Origin of the sequence: Paracoccus albus, assembly GCF_027913035.1 — a bacterium.
Lineage (GTDB): Bacteria > Pseudomonadota > Alphaproteobacteria > Rhodobacterales > Rhodobacteraceae > Paracoccus > Paracoccus albus.
The window spans coordinates 2,892,501-2,909,248 of the sequence record NZ_CP115775.1 but is presented as its reverse complement, the minus strand read 5'-3'; the positions used below and the strand labels follow the sequence as shown (position 1 = coordinate 2,909,248).

Annotated in this window: 16 protein-coding genes (1 of these 16 only partly in view); 13 read left to right on the top strand and 3 right to left on the bottom strand. The window is 58.4% G+C overall.

Annotated elements, in window-relative coordinates; translation table 11 throughout:
* Positions 1-107: 107 nt before the first annotated feature.
* The 3 genes from PAF20_RS14625 (at position 108) to PAF20_RS14615 (ending at position 3,122) form a co-directional block, all read left to right on the top strand.
* Complete coding sequence (locus tag PAF20_RS14625; RefSeq protein ID WP_271071332.1) at positions 108-1,106, top strand: TRAP transporter substrate-binding protein; 999 nt, start codon at positions 108-110, stop codon at positions 1,104-1,106.
* Positions 1,107-1,179: 73 nt separating this feature from the next.
* On the top strand, positions 1,180-1,803 hold the full coding sequence (locus PAF20_RS14620) for a TRAP transporter small permease (RefSeq protein WP_271071331.1): 624 nt from the start codon (positions 1,180-1,182) through the stop codon (positions 1,801-1,803).
* Complete coding sequence (locus PAF20_RS14615) at positions 1,800-3,122, top strand: TRAP transporter large permease (RefSeq protein WP_271071330.1); 1,323 nt, start codon at positions 1,800-1,802, stop codon at positions 3,120-3,122. The genes PAF20_RS14620 and PAF20_RS14615 overlap by 4 nt, the downstream gene beginning before the upstream one ends.
* Positions 3,123-3,167: 45 nt before the next feature.
* Here the strand turns inward: PAF20_RS14615 and PAF20_RS14610 are convergent, their stop codons facing one another.
* Positions 3,168-3,833, bottom strand: a complete 666-nt coding sequence (locus PAF20_RS14610) for an HAD family hydrolase (protein ID WP_271071329.1) — start codon at positions 3,831-3,833, stop codon at positions 3,168-3,170.
* A 228-nt stretch (positions 3,834-4,061) separates the two neighbouring features.
* Between PAF20_RS14610 and PAF20_RS14605 the strand changes: the two genes are divergently transcribed.
* On the top strand, positions 4,062-4,529 hold the full coding sequence (locus PAF20_RS14605; RefSeq protein ID WP_271071328.1) for a MarR family winged helix-turn-helix transcriptional regulator: 468 nt from the start codon (positions 4,062-4,064) through the stop codon (positions 4,527-4,529).
* Positions 4,530-4,563: 34 nt separating this feature from the next.
* On the opposite strand, the gene PAF20_RS14600 is transcribed toward PAF20_RS14605, so the two are convergent.
* On the bottom strand, positions 4,564-5,253 hold the full coding sequence (locus PAF20_RS14600) for an IclR family transcriptional regulator (RefSeq protein WP_271071327.1): 690 nt from the start codon (positions 5,251-5,253) through the stop codon (positions 4,564-4,566).
* Between the two features lie 79 nt (positions 5,254-5,332).
* Here PAF20_RS14600 and PAF20_RS14595 point away from each other — a divergent pair, with 79 nt between their 5' ends.
* The 4 genes from PAF20_RS14595 to PAF20_RS14580 are packed head-to-tail and all read left to right on the top strand — an operon-like array spanning position 5,333 to position 10,532.
* Positions 5,333-7,630, top strand: a complete 2,298-nt coding sequence (locus PAF20_RS14595; RefSeq protein ID WP_271071326.1) for a cytochrome P450/oxidoreductase — start codon at positions 5,333-5,335, stop codon at positions 7,628-7,630.
* A gap of 25 nt (positions 7,631-7,655) precedes the next feature.
* Complete coding sequence (locus PAF20_RS14590; protein WP_271071325.1) at positions 7,656-8,675, top strand: TRAP transporter substrate-binding protein; 1,020 nt, start codon at positions 7,656-7,658, stop codon at positions 8,673-8,675.
* Positions 8,676-8,734: 59 nt separating this feature from the next.
* A complete protein-coding gene (locus PAF20_RS14585) occupies positions 8,735-9,235 on the top strand; it encodes a TRAP transporter small permease (RefSeq protein ID WP_271071324.1) in 501 nt (166 codons plus the stop codon).
* A gap of 7 nt (positions 9,236-9,242) precedes the next feature.
* Positions 9,243-10,532, top strand: a complete 1,290-nt coding sequence (locus tag PAF20_RS14580; protein WP_271071323.1) for a TRAP transporter large permease — start codon at positions 9,243-9,245, stop codon at positions 10,530-10,532.
* Here the strand turns inward: PAF20_RS14580 and pyrF are convergent.
* Positions 10,529-11,215 (bottom strand): orotidine-5'-phosphate decarboxylase, encoded by a 687-nt coding sequence (pyrF, locus tag PAF20_RS14575; protein ID WP_271071322.1) that lies wholly within the window; start codon positions 11,213-11,215, stop codon positions 10,529-10,531. The two genes, PAF20_RS14580 and pyrF, sit on opposite strands and share 4 nt — an antisense overlap.
* A gap of 115 nt (positions 11,216-11,330) precedes the next feature.
* Between pyrF and PAF20_RS14570 the strand changes: the two genes are divergently transcribed.
* The 5 genes from PAF20_RS14570 to msrQ form a co-directional block, all read left to right on the top strand.
* Entirely contained in the window at positions 11,331-12,197 is an 867-nt protein-coding gene (locus PAF20_RS14570) for an SPFH domain-containing protein (protein ID WP_434802960.1), read from the top strand.
* Complete coding sequence (locus PAF20_RS14565) at positions 12,194-12,466, top strand: NfeD family protein (RefSeq protein ID WP_271071320.1); 273 nt, start codon at positions 12,194-12,196, stop codon at positions 12,464-12,466. Before PAF20_RS14570 ends, PAF20_RS14565 begins: the two co-directional genes overlap by 4 nt.
* Before the next feature lie 169 nt (positions 12,467-12,635).
* Positions 12,636-15,278, top strand: coding sequence for an ATP-dependent chaperone ClpB (clpB, locus tag PAF20_RS14560; RefSeq protein WP_271071319.1), 2,643 nt, complete (start codon positions 12,636-12,638; stop codon positions 15,276-15,278).
* Between the two features lie 148 nt (positions 15,279-15,426).
* On the top strand, positions 15,427-16,323 hold the full coding sequence (gene msrP, locus PAF20_RS14555) for a protein-methionine-sulfoxide reductase catalytic subunit MsrP (RefSeq protein ID WP_271071318.1): 897 nt from the start codon (positions 15,427-15,429) through the stop codon (positions 16,321-16,323).
* Positions 16,323-16,748, top strand: the 5' portion of a protein-coding gene (gene msrQ, locus PAF20_RS14550; protein ID WP_491899793.1) for a protein-methionine-sulfoxide reductase heme-binding subunit MsrQ. Its footprint extends 192 nt past the window's final position; only the first 426 of its 618 coding nucleotides appear in the window; it begins with the start codon at positions 16,323-16,325; the stop codon falls past the right edge of the window. Before msrP ends, msrQ begins: the two co-directional genes overlap by 1 nt.

The window sequence follows — 16,748 nt, the reverse complement described above, 5'->3', positions numbered from 1 at the left end:
ATAGGCATCGCAAAGATTTCGTCTTAATGATGAAGTGGGGGAGGATTGTTGCACGGAATGCGCGTCCCTCCATGACACGACTAGGTATAAGAACGGGGAGGTAATCAATGAACCGTATTGTAACCGCCGGCTTGGCGGCCGTTATCACTCTGGGTCTTGGCGCGGGTGCCTGGGCACAGGACATCACGATTAAGTTCAGCCACGTCGTTGCGCCGGACACGCCCAAGGGCAAGGGTGCCGAGAAATTCAAGGAACTGGCCGAGCAATATACCGAGGGCAAGGTTGCTGTCGAAGTCTACCCCAACAGCCAGCTTTACAAAGATAAGGAAGAGCTTGAGGCGCTTCAGCTTGGCTCGGTTCAGATGCTGGCACCGTCGCTGGCAAAATTCGGCCCGCTGGGGATCCAGGATTTCGAGGCGTTCGACCTGCCCTATATCTTTGACGGCTATGACCAGCTTCGCCTGATCACCGATGGCGAGGTCGGCGCATCCATGCTGGCCAAGCTGGAGGATAAGGGCATCAAGGGTCTGGCCTTCTGGGACAATGGTTTCAAAATCATGTCGGCCAACAGCCCGCTGATGGTGCCGGATGATTTCCTTGGCCTGAAAATGCGCATCCAGTCGTCGAAAGTGCTGGAAGCGGAAATGAACGCACTTGGCGCTGTGCCGCAGGTCATGGCTTTCTCGGAAGTGTATCAGGGTCTTCAGACGGGCGTCGTCGACGGAACGGAAAACCCGCCGTCGAACATGTACACCCAGAAGATGCACGAAGTTCAGGACCACGCGACGCTGTCGAACCACGGCTATCTCGGCTATGCGGTTATCGTGAACAAAGAGTTCTGGGACGGCCTTCCGGACGACATCCGTGGCCAGTTGGAGCAGGCAATGGACGAGGCGACCGAGTTCGCCAACGGCATTGCCAAGGATGAGAACGACAAGGCGTTGCAGGCAATGATGGACGCCGGCACGACCGAGTTCCACGAAATGACCGACGAAGAAAAAGCTGCGTGGAAAGAGGCGCTGATGCCGGTCCATGAAGAAATGGCTGACCGTATCGGTGCAGATCTGATCGAACAGATCAAGGCTGCCACAGGTTCGGGCACATAATAACCGATTGGGCCGGGCGGTATCGCCCGGCCTTTTCCTGAAACAATAAGAATAATAATCCGTGGAGGGGGCGATGCGGTTTCTGGACCGTTTCGAAGAAACTTTCATCGTGCTGCTGATGGCGGCCGCGACGATCCTGATTTTCGTCGCGGTAACCCAGCGATATGCGCTTGATCTGACCGCTGATCTGGTTCGCGCCAGCCGTGACTGGGGGATCGAATGGATCGCCAATGGATCACGCTCTTTCTACTCGACCCTGCGGGGGCTGAACCTCGTCTGGGCGCAGGAGGCCTGCATCTATCTGTTCGTCTGGATGGCCAAGTTCGGTGCGGCTTACGGTGTGCGCATTGGTATCCATGTCGGCGTTGATGTGCTGACCGACCGGCTGGAAGGCGCGGCAAAGAAGATCGTCACCACCATCGCAATGTCGGGTGGGATTATCTTTACCTTCATCGTCGCGTGGATCGGCTTTGACTTTGTTTACCACGTCTATGTCAACGGGCAGGTGTCGCCAGATCTCGAAATAAAGATGTGGGTCGTCTATCTTGCTGTGCCACTTGGTTCGGCGCTGATGTGCTTTCGCTTCGTTCAGGCGCTGTGGATGTATCTGACAACCGGAGAGATTGCGCATCACAGCTTTGACACTGTCGAAGGTGTCGATGAAGAAGCCGAAGCCGCGTCGGAGGGCAAGGCATGACCGCACTTGTCATCTTCCTGATCCTGTCAGTGCTGCTGATCACCGGGATGCCGGTGTCAATTGCGCTTGGCCTGACCGTTTTCAGCTTTCTGTTCGCCTTCACCGACATCCCGCTGGACAGCATTGCGCTGAAGCTTTTCACCGGCATCGAAAAGTTCGAGATCATGGCGATCCCGTTCTTCATCCTTGCCGGGAACTTCCTGACCCATGGCGGAGTCGCGCGGCGGATGATCCGCTTTGCGGCTTCGATGGTCGGGCATTGGTATGGCGGTATGGGCATGGCCGCGGTGCTGGCATGTGCGCTATTTGCCGCGATCTCGGGTTCGTCCCCGGCGACCGTCATGGCGGTTGGCTCGATCCTGATCCCCGCGATGGTCAAGCAGGGCTATCCGCCGCAATTCGGCGTGGGATCTATCGCGACGGCGGGTGGTCTGGGTATCCTTATTCCGCCCTCGATTGTGCTGGTGATGTATTCGGTGGCAACGACCGGCATGGTCGTGACCGGCCCGGATGGCGAAAACGTTCTGTCGGCCTCTATCGGGTCACTGTTCATCGCCGGGGTAATTCCGGGCCTGCTGCTTGCCGCAATGCTCGGCGGCACGACATATTGGCGGGCCCGCGCCAACAATTTTCCTCGTATGGACAAGGCTAGCTGGCGCGAACGTTGGGATGCCTTCCGGGAGTCCGTCTGGGGTCTGATGCTGATCGTCATCATCATGGGCGGTATTTACGGGGGCTTCTTCACCCCGACAGAGGCCGCGGCGGTTAGTGCCGTCTACGCCTTTGTCATCGCCGTCTGGGTCTACAAGGACATAAAGCTGAGCGATGTGCCCCGCGTGCTGCTGTCGTCTGCGGCGATGTCGGCCATGCTGCTGTATATCATCACTAATGCGGTGATGTTTGCCTTTATCCTGACCTCTGAGCAGATCCCGCAGTTGCTTTCTGCTTGGATCGTTGATCTCGGCTTCGGCAAGATCGGCTTCCTGCTGATTGTGAATATCATGCTGCTGATGATCGGCATGGTGATGGAGCCGTCGGCGATTGTCCTGATCATGGCCCCGATTCTATATCCGGTTGCTGTCAAGCTGGGCGTCGATCCGGTGCATTTCGGGATCATGATGGTCGTGAATATGGAGATCGGCCTTTGTACGCCGCCGGTCGGGCTGAACCTGTATGTGGGTTCTGCGATATCGCGGCTTGGCCTGACAGAAGTCAGCCGGGCTGCGATGCCGTGGCTGCTGACAGCGCTGACCTTCCTGATGCTGGTGACATATGTGCCTGCGATTTCGCTGTGGCTACCGCGAATGTTGGGCATGTAGGATCAGTCCCGATATTTCGAACGGGCCGCCATCGCGCGGCCCGTTTCACATACCGAGAGGGCCCCGCAATGACGGATAGTCACGGGCCCGCAGATCACAAAATTCAAAATCGGTTGTCATGGCCGCGGGGCCAATACCAACCGTAAAAAGGCCCGCATCTTTGGCAGACCGCGCACCGGGCACGGCGTCCTCGAACGCGATAATCTCAGTCGGTGTCATTCCCAGCCTTTCCGCCGTAACGCGATAGGGCATCGGGTCAGGTTTGCGGCGGGGCATCGGGTCGGCAGATACCACCAGATCGACCTGATCCAGAACCTCGATCTGACGCAGGGCGTCGAGAATCAGATTCTCCGGCGATGAGGAGCATATGGCGATCTTCAGCCCCGCATCCCTGACATCGCGCAAGAACGTGCCAGCACCGGGCATTTCGCGGCGAAGCTTTGGAAGCCATATCGCGGCCTCGGCAAATACCTCTTCCTCTATGGCGCGCGCGGCATGTTTGTCCGGCGGCGCAAAAACGACCTGAACCAATTCGTCCATGCTGCGCCCCTCGCTGGCGACCATCTGCGCGTCCGTAATTTCAACGTTGTGGCGCTGCGCTACGGTCCGCTTGGCTTTCGTCCATGCCGGTTCGCTGTCGACAAGCGTTCCGTCCAGGTCAAATACGGCTGCGCGAAAGCGCTGAATACCTTGTTCGCTGATTTCTGCCATGTCGCCCCTGCGGTCGCTTTGATGGCAATCAAAGCCGCGTAAAGACCAGCGTCAAGTGCAAAGGGGACGCATTTCTTAACCTTGCGTCAGCTTTGAACAATGCTGCATAAGGATTGCAATGGTCGTGGTTTGCGCGAACAGGTACGGCGAATAATAATGTTGCCATCTGGTCTGGCGTAGTTTTTCTTGCGTCTGCAAGGCCGAGCACAGAATTATAAGGATTTTTCAATGCGTTCGTATAAGGCAGAGCCGGGTAAGAAAAGCCATGCTGTCGAACTTGAGACGCTGCCATCGTTTCTGCTGAATCACATCGTCCATAAGTATCATCAAGTGCTTCAATCGAAGTTGCGCTCGTCCGATATTTCGATGCTGCAGATGCGTGTCATCCTGACATTGCATAGCCATGACCGGTTGACGGTGGGAGAACTTTGCAATTTCGCGATTGCCGAACAGCCAACGATGAGCCGAGCTTTGGACAGTCTGGAACTGCGTGGGCTTGTCCGGCGGGAAATGAGCGAAAGTGACAGTCGCTTGCGCCTGATCAGCCTGACCGAAAAGGGCTTGGCGATGCATGATGAAATCCGGCCGGTCGTTCTCGGCCTGAACGATGCGATGGTCGCTGATTTCGGGGAAGAGCAGCGGGCGACATTCACCCGGCAGTTGAGCGCGGTCCTCGTCAATCTGGGACGAATGTAGCGTCGGTGCCTGCCGGTTCTGTTATGATTCGCCTCTACCAGATTTTCGCGATAGCCTTCGCGCAGTCCATGACATATTGCGCCGTCGTCTCTGGCAATTCGTGAAGCGCAACGATTGAAACGGCTGCGTCTGACGCCGGTGATTCCGCGCCTTCAGGAATGATCGGTGCGGCGATGCCGACCGCGCCGTGCTGCAATTCGCCCCGTGTGAGCGCATATCCCTGCTTTCGTGCCAACTTGACAGCCGGAAGATCATCGTTGGCTTCCGGACGGCCGGACAGAATGGCCAGCCCGGATGCGCCTCGGGTCAGTGGATGGCGCACACCCAGCCGGTAAGAGACGCGCAGAAAACCGTCGCCGCCTTCCTGAACCGCAGCGACGACGGCGTTCGGACCATCTGCCAGCACGATACAGGATGTCGTCCTCGTGGCCTCTGACAAGGTGGCCAGATGCTGCTTCGCTGAAGCGAGGCGGTGCGTTTCGACCTTTGCTGCAAGCGGAATCAGACCGGCCCCCAGCACGACGTTTCCATCCGGCAGGCGCCGGACCAGACCATGCGCTTCCAGCGTGGAGACGAGGCGATAGGCGATGGCTTTATGCACATCCAGCCGCTGCGCGAGATCCGCGGGCTTCAATCCTGACGAAGCCTCCGACAGCGCGGCGAGAACCGCGAGCCCCCGGTCCAGAGTCTGAAGTGTCGTTGAAACCATACGCAGCGCCCCCATCGCATTGACATAAAGATATATCTTGTATATCGAATAAGATAACAGATGGTGCGATAAACGACAATGGAGGGAGGGGCCTGTGTCGACAAAGCAGCAGGTGGCCGCGCAGTGCCCCTTTTCTTCCAGAGCCAGAGAGTTCGATCCATTCGGGTCCGCGTATCAGGCCGATCCGACCGAGGCGCTCCGCTGGTCACGCATGGAAAAGCCGGTCTTTTTCAGTGAGGCGATGGGCTACTGGGTTGTCAGCCGGTATGATGACATAAAATCCGTTTTCCGCGACAATATCACCTTCTCACCCGCCAATGCTCTGGAGCGTATTACGCCGCCATCGGAAGAGGCGCTCGCCCTGCTGAAGCGCGAAGGCTACGGCATGAACCGCACTTTGGTGAACGAGGATGAGCCGGTTCATATGGCACGCCGCCGCGCGCTTCTGGATGCGTTTGCGCCGGAAGCCCTTGCCGCACATGCGCCAATGATCCGGGATCTCGTTCGTGAAAAGGTGGATGCGATCATAGATCGGGGGCATTCCGATCTGGTCGAGGATATGCTGTGGGATGTGCCGCTGACCGTCGCGCTGCATTTTCTTGGTGTGCCTGACGACGATATGAAGGTGCTTCGCAGCTTCTCGGTCGCGCACACGGTCAACACATGGGGCAAGCCGACGCCAGAGCAGCAGATGCACGTGGCCGAAGGCGTGGCGAAGTTCTGGAACTATTCCGGAGAGGTACTGGCCCGCATGTCTGTGCAGGTGGACGCGGGCGAGGAAGTGCAAGGCTGGATGTATGACATGATCCGGCAAAACCGCCAGATACCGGATATCGTCACCGACAATTACCTTCATTCCATGATGATGGCGATTATCGTTGCCGCGCATGAGACGACTGCACTGGCATCGGCAAATGCGTTCAGGGAGCTTCTGACACATCGCCACCAGTGGCAGGCGATCTGTGACGATCCGGCGCTGATCCCGGCTGCGGTCGAAGAATGCCTTCGCCATTCGGGTTCGATGGTTGCATGGCGAAGGATTGCGACGAAGGATGCGCAAGTTGGCGATGTGGTCATTCCTGAAGGCGGAAAAATTCTGCTGGTCATGGCGTCGGGTAATCATGATCCCCGCCATTTCGAGAATCCCGATCAACTGGATATCTGGCGCGACAACTCCGCCGATCATCTGACCTTCGGATACGGCGCGCATCAATGCATGGGCAAGAATATCGGGCGGATGGAAATCGCGATTATCCTGGAAGAGGTCAGCCGTCGCATTCCGCATATCGAGCTCGCCGATCAGGACTTCACCTACCTTCCGAACATTTCGCTGCGCGGACCCGAAGCGCTGAAGGTCCGCTGGGATGTGACAAAAAATCCCGAACGGTACGACCCGACGCTGACCGAAGAAGCACAAGAGTTTCCAGTTGGCCCACCTGATCGGAAAACCATCCTGCGGCAATTGACGGTGGCCCATACGGAAACGCTTGCAGATGGGGTGTTGGGGGTGACGCTTACCGATCCGTCCGGCGCGGCGCTGCCATCATGGACGGCCGGTGCGCATCTGGACATTGTTCTACCGGATGGAGAAAGCCGCAAATATTCGCTTTGCGGTCCAGCGGGCTCGGGTGATTGGCGCATCGCGGTGCTGAGAGAGGAAGCCGGTCGCGGCGGTTCTGCCTGGATGCACGAAAACGCAAGGCCCGGCGCAGCACTGCGCGTTCGCGGTCCGCACAACCATTTCCGGCTGGATGAAGACGCTTCGCATCATATCCTCATTGCAGGCGGTATTGGCATCACGCCGATCCTTGCGATGGCGGATCGGCTGAAGTCGCTGGGCAAGGAATATACGCTGCACTACGCGGGCCGAAGCTGCGATCACATGGCGTTTCTGGAGCGCGTGCGCAGGGATCACGCTGACAGCCTGGTCCTTCACGTCGCAGCCGACGGTGGGCGCGCTGACCTGCGCGAAATTGTCGATGGCGCGCCCGGGGCCAGCTTTGTTGCAGCCTGCGGTCCGGCGCGTTTGCTTGACGCGCTTGACGAACTGATCGCTACGCGGCCAGACCTGACCCTGCGTTTTGAGCACTTCACCACTGACGAGACCGCAGCCGATCTTGCAAGCGGGCAGCCGTTCGAAGTGGTTTGCGTCGACAGTGATCTGACGCTTCAGGTCCCCGAGAACAGAAGCCTTTTGCAGACCTTGCGGTCTGCAGGGCTGGATGTGGCCTCGGACTGCGAGGAGGGGCTTTGCGGCAGTTGCGAACTGGCTGTCGAAGACGGGGAAATCGACCATCGCGACCGCGTTCTGACCTCGGCTGAGCGTGCGAAGGGCGACCGGATTATCACCTGTTGTTCCCGCGGTGCGGGAAAATTGAGACTGAAAGTTTAGGAAGACCCAAGGGAGGAAAGCACCTATGCAAAAGACCATCATTGCCAGCGTTCTGGCACTTACAGCTGCATCGCCGGCTTTGGCTGAGACCAAACTGTCGCTAAGCCACTATCTGCCCGCCGTTCATGGTATCCACACCGATTTTATCGAGCCGTGGACGAAGCAGGTTTCCGAATGTACCGGCGGCGAAGTCACGTTCGAGATTTTTCCGGGTGGCACGCAAAAAGGTAATGTGGCCAAGCAGCAAGAGCAGGTGCTGGCGGGTGTCGTCGATATTGCACATGGCCTTTCCGGTATTCCGCGCGGGCGCTTCAACCGCACCTCGCTGGTTGAAATGCCTTTTCTGACACGTGACGCAGGTGCTGCGACCCACGCGCTGTGGTCGCTTTATAACGACGGTGATCTGGGCGATGAATATAGGGGCCTGAAGGTGCTTGCCCTGCACGCGCATAACGGCGGCCTGCTGCACACCAACGGCAAGCATGTCGAAACGATGGAGGATATGGCCGGGCTGCGCATCCGCACCCCTTCGCCGCCGGTTTCCGAGATGCTGACATTCCTTGGCGCGACCCCTCAGGGGCTACCGCCAGGCGAAGTGTACGAAAACCTTCAGCGCAATGTTATTGACGGAACCGTCTTCCCTTGGGACCCGGTAAAAAGCTTTGGTCTGAACGAGGCCCTGACGGATCACCTTGATATGGGCGCCTATACTGTCTCTTTCTTCTTTGTGATGAACCAGAAGAAATATGACAGCCTGCCGGAAAATGTTCAGACCTGCATTGATGAGGCATCTGGCGATAACCTCGTGCCAAAGTTTGGCGACTGGTGGGATAACTGGGACGCCATCGGGCGCGAGGAAGCCGAAGAAGCGGGCCACACCATCACAGTTTTGTCCGACGAAGAGCGTGACCGCTGGCGCGAGGCTCTGATGCCGATGACAGAGAAATATCTTGAGACGATGAAGTCCGAGGGTGTCGAGGACGCGACCGAGCTTTACCAGAAGTTCCAGGAAAAGGTCGCCGAGGTAGAGCAGGCGGCCCAGTAAGCCACATAGAAAAGGGAGCGCTGAAAGAGCGCTCCCGACCTTCAGGACGAGGAAGAAAAATGCAGATGCTTCTGCGCCGTATCGACGGCGTGATAGAGCTGCTGGCAGCGCTTGGTGTGCTGGCCTATTGCGCCGCCGCATTGGTCAGCGTGGCCGATGTGATTGGCCGCCGCATCGGGACACCTGTGCCCGGCGTGGTCGATCTGGTGCAGCTTTTTATCCTGGGCGGGGCGTGGCTTTCGATCCCTTGGGGTTTTTCCATCGGCGCTCATGTCGGGGTGGATTTCCTGATCGAGAAGCTTCCCGCAGGTGTTCAGCGTACTCTACGCGGGCTTGCAGCGACAGCGGCGGCTGCCCTGATGGCGCTGATCCTTTGGAAGTGCATCGGTACATATCAGATGCAGGTCATGCTGGGCGACAAGTCGCAGCAGCTTGGTATCCCGATCAGCCTGTATTGGCTACCGCTTCTGCTTGGCGTCGCTGCGTCGATGCTGGCACTTATTCCCGTTTTGCTGCGGCTGGTGTTTGATCTGCCACAGACCAGAACACAGGCACATTGAGGTTCCCATGTCGATGCCACTAATGGGCCTGACCGGCTTTCTGATGACCCTTTTGCTGATTGGACTGGGCTTTCCTGTTTCCGTTTCCATGGCCGTCATCGGCCTGATCGGCATCATGCTGAGCGGCGGTTGGGATCAGGCTGCCTATGTTCTGTCCACAGCACCCTTCGAATCGATCTTCCCTTACAGTTTCAGCGTCATTCCTCTGTTCGTGATGATGGGGGTATTTGCTGCCCATGCGGGGTTGTCGCGCTCACTTTTCGATCTGATCAATGCTTTCGTCGGTCACTGGCGCGGCGGGCTGGCCGTTTCGACGGTTGGCGCATCTGCGGTGTTCGGCGCAATCTGCGGGTCGTCACTGGCAACTGTCGCCACCATCGGGCGGGTTGCGATGCCAGAGATGCGGCGCTTCGGCTATGATGACAGCCTTGCGGCGGCTTCGGTTGCCGCCGGCGGGACGTTGGGCGTGCTGATACCACCATCGATCCTGCTGGTGATATTTGGCCTGCTGACGCAAACCTCCATCGGTGCGCTTTTCATGGGGGCGATTGTTCCCGGTCTGCTGGGAACGGCGCTTTACGCGCTTGCCGTCATCATCCGGGTCCGGCGTAACCCTCGGCTTGCCCCTGCGGGCGGGCGCGCGGATTGGTCAAGGCGGCTTGCCCTGCTGGGCAAGGTGTGGCCTGTGGCGCTGCTGTTTGGTGTCGTGATCGGCGGGATGCAGCTTGGCTGGTTCTCACCGACCGAGGCCGCAGCTGTTGGCGCGTTTGGTGCCTTCCTTCTGGCCTTGGTTATGGGCGGCCTGAACAAGCAGGTGCTTCGAGAGATTGTGAGAGAGACCGCGGCACTGACGGGCATGATCTTTCTGATCCTGATCGGCGCGGCCTTCTTCAACTTCTTTCTGGAGACGACCGGCCTTCCGATGGCCCTGTCAGAGATGATCGGTGATTCCGGACTTAGCCCGACCGTTGTCATGCTGCTGATCCTGCTGTTTTATGTGGTCTTGGGCTGCTTCATGGATTCCATGTCCATGATCCTGCTGACCGTGCCCTTGCTGGCACCGGTCGCCATTGCGCTCGATTTCAACATGGTCTGGTTCGGTGTGCTGATCGTGACAGTTGCCGAGATTGGTCTGATTACGCCGCCGGTGGGGATGAACCTGTTTGTCGTGCAGGCGACGGCACCGGGACTGCGGCAGGAAACCGTCATTCGCGGTATCCTGCCCTTTATCGCAGCGGATGTCATTCGTATGGCGCTGCTGCTGATCTTCCCGTGGTTGGTGATCAGCAGCCTTTAAGGAAGCTGGGCCAGAATGGCCTGCGCCGCGCCACGCGGATCGGCCGCCTGCCAGACCGGGCGGCCGACAACGATGTGATCTGCACCGGCTGCAATCGCATCGGCCGGTGTTTCCACGCGCTTCTGATCGCCCATGTCCGCACCCGTGGGCCGGACACCCGGCGTCACGATCAGGCGGCCAGCAGCTTCGGGCAGGGCACGGATCGCGGCGGCCTCTTGCGGGGACGCAATGACACCATCGGCACCTGCATCGAACGCGCGGGCTGCGCGCTCTACCGTCAGTTCATGGATATCGCCAGGCTGGATCATTGCGGCATCGAGGTCTGCCCGATCAAGAGAAGTCAGAACGGTGACGCCCAGAATCTTCGTTTTGGAGCCGGAAGCGCCTTCCTTGGCGGCGCGAACGACATGGGGGTCGCCATGAACCGTCAGCAGATCCAGATCGAACTGCACCAGCCCGCGAACCGCAGCCTCGACAGTCGCACCGATGTCGAACAGCTTCATATCAAGGAAGATCTTCTTGTTGTGTTCGTCCTTCAGCTCCTGCGCGAGCGCCAAACCGCCGCCAGTCAGCATCCCAAGGCCGATTTTATAGAAGGAAACCGCGTCTCCGATCCGCTCGGCAAGTTGCAGACCTGCCAGAGCGTTGCCAACATCCAGTGCAACGATCAGTCTGTTATCCATTTAGTCACCCTCTTGTCCGCTTCCGCTTGATTTAACGGCCACGCCTGTTCAGGGTATGACCGGAAGCCGATTACCGGAGAAGTTGATGCAAGGCCAGTTCATTACAGAGTTTCTGATGCGCAATTCGGCGCTGTTTCTGATCGCTTTTGTCATTTTGATCATGGTCATGATGGCTGTGCGGATTGTCCCGCAGTCAGAAAAATATGTGGTAGAGCGTTTCGGGCGGCTGCGCGCGGTGCTTGGACCGGGCATTAACTTTATCTTCCCGTTCATCGACCGGGTCCGGCACCGGATTTCCATTCTGGAGCGCCAGCTTCCGACCTCCAGTCAGGATGCGATTACGGCGGATAACGTGTTGGTTCAGGTTGAAACATCGGTTTTCTACCGCATTCTGGAGCCGGAAAAGACGGTTTACCGCATCCGCGACGTTGATGCGGCCATTGCCACGACGGTCGCAGGTATTGTCCGCTCAGAAATCGGCCAGATGGAGCTTGATCAGGTGCAGGCGAACCGTGCCCAGCTGATCCAGCGTGTAAAGGAATCCGTTGCCAATGCCGTGGACGAATGGGGCGTCGAGGTGACGCGGGCAGAGATCCTTGACGTGAACCTTGACGATGCAACCCGCGCCGCAATGTTGCAGCAGCTGAACGCCGAACGTGCCCGTCGCGCCCATGTCACAGAGGCAGAGGGCAAGCGGCGTGCGGTCGAACTCGCAGCAGACGGCGATCTTTACGCCGCCGAGCAGGAGGCAAAGGCAAAGCGAATCCTCGCCGAGGCAGAGGCATTCGCCACGACCGCGATCTCTGAAGCGATTGCGAAAGGGGGGCTTGAAGCGGCGCAATATCAGGTTGCGATGAAGCAGGTGGATGCGCTGACCACGATAGGGCAGGGCAGCGGCAAGCAGACGGTGCTTCTGCCAGCCAGCGTGACCGATGCGCTTGGCGATGCCTTCAAAATGCTGACGGGGTCCGCGAAGCGATGATGTGGGAAAGCGGATGGACCTGGATTATCATCGCCTTGGTTCTGGGCCTGCTGGAGCTTTTTGCACCGGGCTATGTGTTTCTTGGCGTCGCGGTGGCAAGCGGTCTGATGGGGCTGGTTCTGCTGACCGGCGCATTTTCACCAACCCTGCCGGTCCTGCTGATTATCATCGCGGTCATGTCGGGCCTGATCTGGCTGGTTCTTCGGCGTGTCATGGGCGTCAGGACAGGGCAGGTCCGCATTTGGGACCGCGATATTAACGATGACTGAGCTGACGGCCTGAAAAAAACAGGCGGAAGTTCAGGGGCAGCTTCTGGGTGTTGCCCCCCTTCCTGCTCCATTGCAACCGGCGCGCTCAATACCCAAATCATATCCGAGACCCGGCCCGCGCCGTGCCAATTCGGGCGGCGCATTTCCGGGGGCTGAAAAGGAGAAGTCCATGGATATGGAAAAATTTACCGAGCGCTCTCGTGGGTTCATGCAGTCGGCGCAGACGATTGCGATCCGTGAAGAGAACCAGCGTGTGGTGCCAGAGCACCTGCTGAAAGCCCTGATGGATGATGATCAGGGGTTTGCTTCTAACCTTATTGCGAAATCCGGCGGCGATGCGCGCGTTGTGCGGCAGTCAGCCGATGCGGCGGTGGCCAAGCTGCCGAAGGTATCGGGTGGCGACGGTCAGGTCTATGTCGACCCTTCGCTTGTGCGCGTGCTGGATGAGGCGCAAAAGCTGGCGCAAAAGGCTGGTGACAGTTTTGTTCCTGCCGAGCGCCTTTTGACCGCGCTCGCAATCTCGAACACCAATGCACGCGATTCGCTGCAAGCTGGCGGCGTGTCGGCGCAATCGCTGAATTCTGCTATTAATGATGTCCGTAAGGGGCGTACCGCCGACAGCGCCAGTGCCGAGGACAGCTATGAAGCGTTGCAGAAATATGCTCGCAACCTGACCGAGGCTGCGGATGATGGCAAAATTGACCCGATCATCGGTCGCGACGAGGAAATCCGCCGCGCGATGCAGGTTCTTAGCCGTCGGACAAAGAACAACCCGGTGCTGATCGGTGAGCCCGGTGTGGGCAAGACGGCCATTGCCGAAGGTCTTGCGCTGCGCATCGTCAATGGCGACGTGCCTGAAAGCCTGCGCGACAAGCAGCTTTGGGCGCTCGACATGGGTGCTTTGATCGCGGGTGCAAAATATCGCGGTGAATTTGAGGAACGTCTGAAATCGGTCCTCAAGGAAATTGAAAACGCCGCTGGCGAGATCATCCTGTTCATTGACGAACTGCACGTGCTGGTCGGGGCGGGTAAAACGGATGGTGCAATGGATGCGGCCAACCTGATCAAACCTGCTTTGGCGCGGGGCGAATTGCATTGCGTCGGCGCCACCACGCTTGATGAATATCGCAAGTATATCGAAAAAGACGCGGCCCTTGCACGCCGCTTCCAGCCCGTTCTGGTTGAAGAGCCAACGGTAGAGGACACGATTTCCATCCTGCGCGGCATCAAGGAAAAGTACGAACTTCACCACGGTGTTCGCATCTCGGACGGGGCGCTTGTCGCCGCGGCAGAGCTGTCGAACCGTTATATCACCGACCGTTTCCTGCCCGACAAGGCGATTGACCTTGTGGATGAGGCGGCCAGCCGCCTGCGGATGGAGGTTGATTCAAAGCCGGAAGAGCTTGATGCGCTCGACCGTCAGATTTTGCAGATGCAGATCGAGGCGGAAGCGCTGAAGAAAGAGGACGATGCTGCATCAAAGGATCGGCTGGAGCGTCTTGAGAAAGAGCTTGGCGACCTGACCGACAATGCAAAGGCAATGACTGCCCGCTGGCAGGCAGAGCGTGACAAGCTGGAAGGTTCCCGGAACCTGAAAGAGCAGCTTGACCGCGCACGGGCCGAGTTGGATCAGGCCAAGCGTGAGGGCAACCTCGCACGTGCGGGGGAACTTTCCTATGGAATCATCCCTGGTCTGGAAAAGCAGCTTGCTGAAACGGACGAAGCCGATGGCGCCGGTGATGGCATGATGGTCGAAGAGAGTGTTCGGCCGGAACAGATCGCCGAAGTCGTGGAACGCTGGACCGGCATCCCGACCAGCAAGATGCTGGAAGGCGAGCGTGAGAAGCTGATGCAGATGGAACAAATCCTCGGCCAGCGGGTGATCGGCCAGAACGAGGCTGTCTCGGCGATCTCCAAGTCGGTCAGGCGCGCGCGTGCAGGTCTGAATGATGAGAACAGACCGCTTGGCAGTTTCCTTTTCCTTGGCCCGACCGGCGTCGGGAAGACGGAACTGACAAAGGCGATGGCCGAATATATGTTCGACGATCAGGATGCGATGGTCCGCATCGACATGTCGGAATTCATGGAGAAACACTCTGTCGCGCGGCTGATCGGTGCCCCGCCCGGCTATGTCGGCTATGATGAAGGCGGCGTGCTGACCGAAGCAGTCCGTCGGCGTCCCTATTCCGTGATCCTGTTCGACGAGGTCGAAAAGGCGCACCCGGACGTCTTCAACGTGCTGTTGCAGGTTCTGGACGACGGTCAGCTGACTGACGGGCAGGGCCGCAAGGTCAGCTTTAAGAACACGTTGATCGTTCTGACCTCGAACCTCGGCAGTCAGGCACTGTCATCGCTGCCGGACGATGCTGATTCGACCGCCGCACGGAAGGATGTGATGGAGGCCGTCAGGGCGCATTTCCGCCCCGAGTTCCTGAACCGCCTGGATGAGATCATCATTTTCCGTCGTCTGACGCGGGAAAACATGGATGGGATCGTCAAGATTCAACTCGCTCTGCTGGAGGCGCGGCTGGCGAATCGCAAGATTACGCTGGAAGTCGATGACAAGGCGCTGCACTGGTTGGGCGAAGAAGGCTATGATCCGGTCTATGGCGCACGGCCGCTGAAGCGCGTCATTCAGCGGGCTCTGCAGGATCCGCTGGCCGAAATGCTTCTGTCCGGAGAGGTTCTGGATGGGCAGTCGGTTGAGGTAACGGCAGATGATGAGGGTCTGCGGATCGGCGACCGCATCGGTAAGGCCGGCGACAAGCTGGGCGCCGTTGGGGAAGGTCCCAAGGACGCCACGATCCACTGAACCATCAAGTGAGACTTAAATGCCCCCGCCCTGAATGGCGGGGGCATTCTGTTGACGCCGCGCCAATGAACGCTTTTGTGACTGATATTTAGTTGGCGGATTCCTGCCATTGCCGCATGATGGGCGCAGCACAAATCTGGAGGGCGCTATGAAACTGGGCTGGTCTGACGTTACCCCGGAGGCGGTATGGTTGAACCGTCGTGCCTTCATGGCAGGGGCGACTGCCCTTGCCGCGACGCCCGCCTTTGCGCTGAGCGGGTCGCCTTCGGCGTTTTCGACCGACGAAGAGCCGAACAGCTTTGAGGAGATCACGAACTACAACAACTTCTATGAGTTCGGTTTCGGCAAGGAAGATCCTGCCCGCAACGCAGGCGCGCTGACAACCGATCCGTGGAGCGTCGAAATCGGTGGCATGGTTGATCGGCCCGGAAGCTACGGAGTCGATGATCTCGCTCCGGAGGCTGCCTTGGAAGAGCGGATTTACCGGCTACGCTGCGTTGAGGCGTGGTCAATGGTGATTCCTTGGCTGGGCGTTCCTCTGGCTGGCGTGCTGAACAAGGTTGGCGTGCAGCCCGGCGCAAAATTTGTTGCCTTTGAAACCGTGCTGCGACCCGAGGAAATGGTCGCCCAACGCGGCGGCGGCATTGACTGGCCCTATCGCGAGGGCTTGCGTTTGGATGAGGCGATGCATCCCCTGACCATTCTGGCGACGGGTCTGTATGACAAGCCGATGCCTAACCAGAATGGCGCCCCGATCCGACTGGTGGTCCCTTGGAAATACGGCTTCAAATCCATCAAGTCGGTTGTGAAGATCACATTGACCGATAAGCAGCCCGCCACAAGCTGGCAGTCACTGCAACCAAGCGAATATGGTTTCTATGCGAATGTGAACCCGCAGGTGGACCACCCCCGATGGAGCCAGGCGACAGAGCGTCGTATCGGTGCCGGCCTTTTGGGTGGTCGGCAAGAAACCCTGATGTTCAATGGCTACGCAGATCAGGTGGCCGGGATGTATCAGGGCATGGATCTCGCCCAGAACTATTGATGCGTTCTGCAAATGCACTGCTTCGCCGAATCCCGGAATGGGCGGTCTGGCTTGCCGGCGCCGTGCCACTGGCGCTGCTGGTCTATGATACACTTTACGGTCGGCTTGGCGTGGACCCTGTCCGCGATATCGAGCATCGTCTGGGGCGCACGGCGCTGTATTTCCTGATCGTGACTCTGGCTGTTTCGCCTATTCGAATGGCTTTCAGAATCAACGCGACACATCTTCGCCGCGCCTTGGGTCTTTTGAGTTTCAGCTATGCCTTTCTGCATCTTCTGGCCTGGGCGTTCTTCGACATGGGCCTTCTTTGGGCGCAAATGCTTAGCGATATCGTCAAACGGCCCTATCTGCTTTTTGGGATGACGGCGTTTATCCTGCTGATTCCACTCGCAATGACATCGAATCGATTCTCGATTCGGAAGTTG

Coding starts and splice junctions, on each gene's coding strand:
- PAF20_RS14585 (WP_271071324.1), top strand. CDS start 8,735: ATGCAGATGCTTCTGCGCCGTATCGACGGCGTGATAGAGCTGCTGGCA.
- PAF20_RS14580 (WP_271071323.1), top strand. CDS start 9,243: ATGTCGATGCCACTAATGGGCCTGACCGGCTTTCTGATGACCCTTTTG.
- PAF20_RS14610 (WP_271071329.1), bottom strand. CDS start 3,833: ATGGCAGAAATCAGCGAACAAGGTATTCAGCGCTTTCGCGCAGCCGTA.
- PAF20_RS14620 (WP_271071331.1), top strand. CDS start 1,180: ATGCGGTTTCTGGACCGTTTCGAAGAAACTTTCATCGTGCTGCTGATG.
- PAF20_RS14565 (WP_271071320.1), top strand. CDS start 12,194: ATGATGTGGGAAAGCGGATGGACCTGGATTATCATCGCCTTGGTTCTG.
- pyrF (WP_271071322.1), bottom strand. CDS start 11,215: ATGGATAACAGACTGATCGTTGCACTGGATGTTGGCAACGCTCTGGCA.
- msrP (WP_271071318.1), top strand. CDS start 15,427: ATGAAACTGGGCTGGTCTGACGTTACCCCGGAGGCGGTATGGTTGAAC.
- clpB (WP_271071319.1), top strand. CDS start 12,636: ATGGATATGGAAAAATTTACCGAGCGCTCTCGTGGGTTCATGCAGTCG.
- PAF20_RS14605 (WP_271071328.1), top strand. CDS start 4,062: ATGCGTTCGTATAAGGCAGAGCCGGGTAAGAAAAGCCATGCTGTCGAA.
- PAF20_RS14600 (WP_271071327.1), bottom strand. CDS start 5,253: ATGGGGGCGCTGCGTATGGTTTCAACGACACTTCAGACTCTGGACCGG.
- PAF20_RS14590 (WP_271071325.1), top strand. CDS start 7,656: ATGCAAAAGACCATCATTGCCAGCGTTCTGGCACTTACAGCTGCATCG.
- PAF20_RS14625 (WP_271071332.1), top strand. CDS start 108: ATGAACCGTATTGTAACCGCCGGCTTGGCGGCCGTTATCACTCTGGGT.
- PAF20_RS14570 (WP_434802960.1), top strand. CDS start 11,331: ATGCGCAATTCGGCGCTGTTTCTGATCGCTTTTGTCATTTTGATCATG.
- PAF20_RS14615 (WP_271071330.1), top strand. CDS start 1,800: ATGACCGCACTTGTCATCTTCCTGATCCTGTCAGTGCTGCTGATCACC.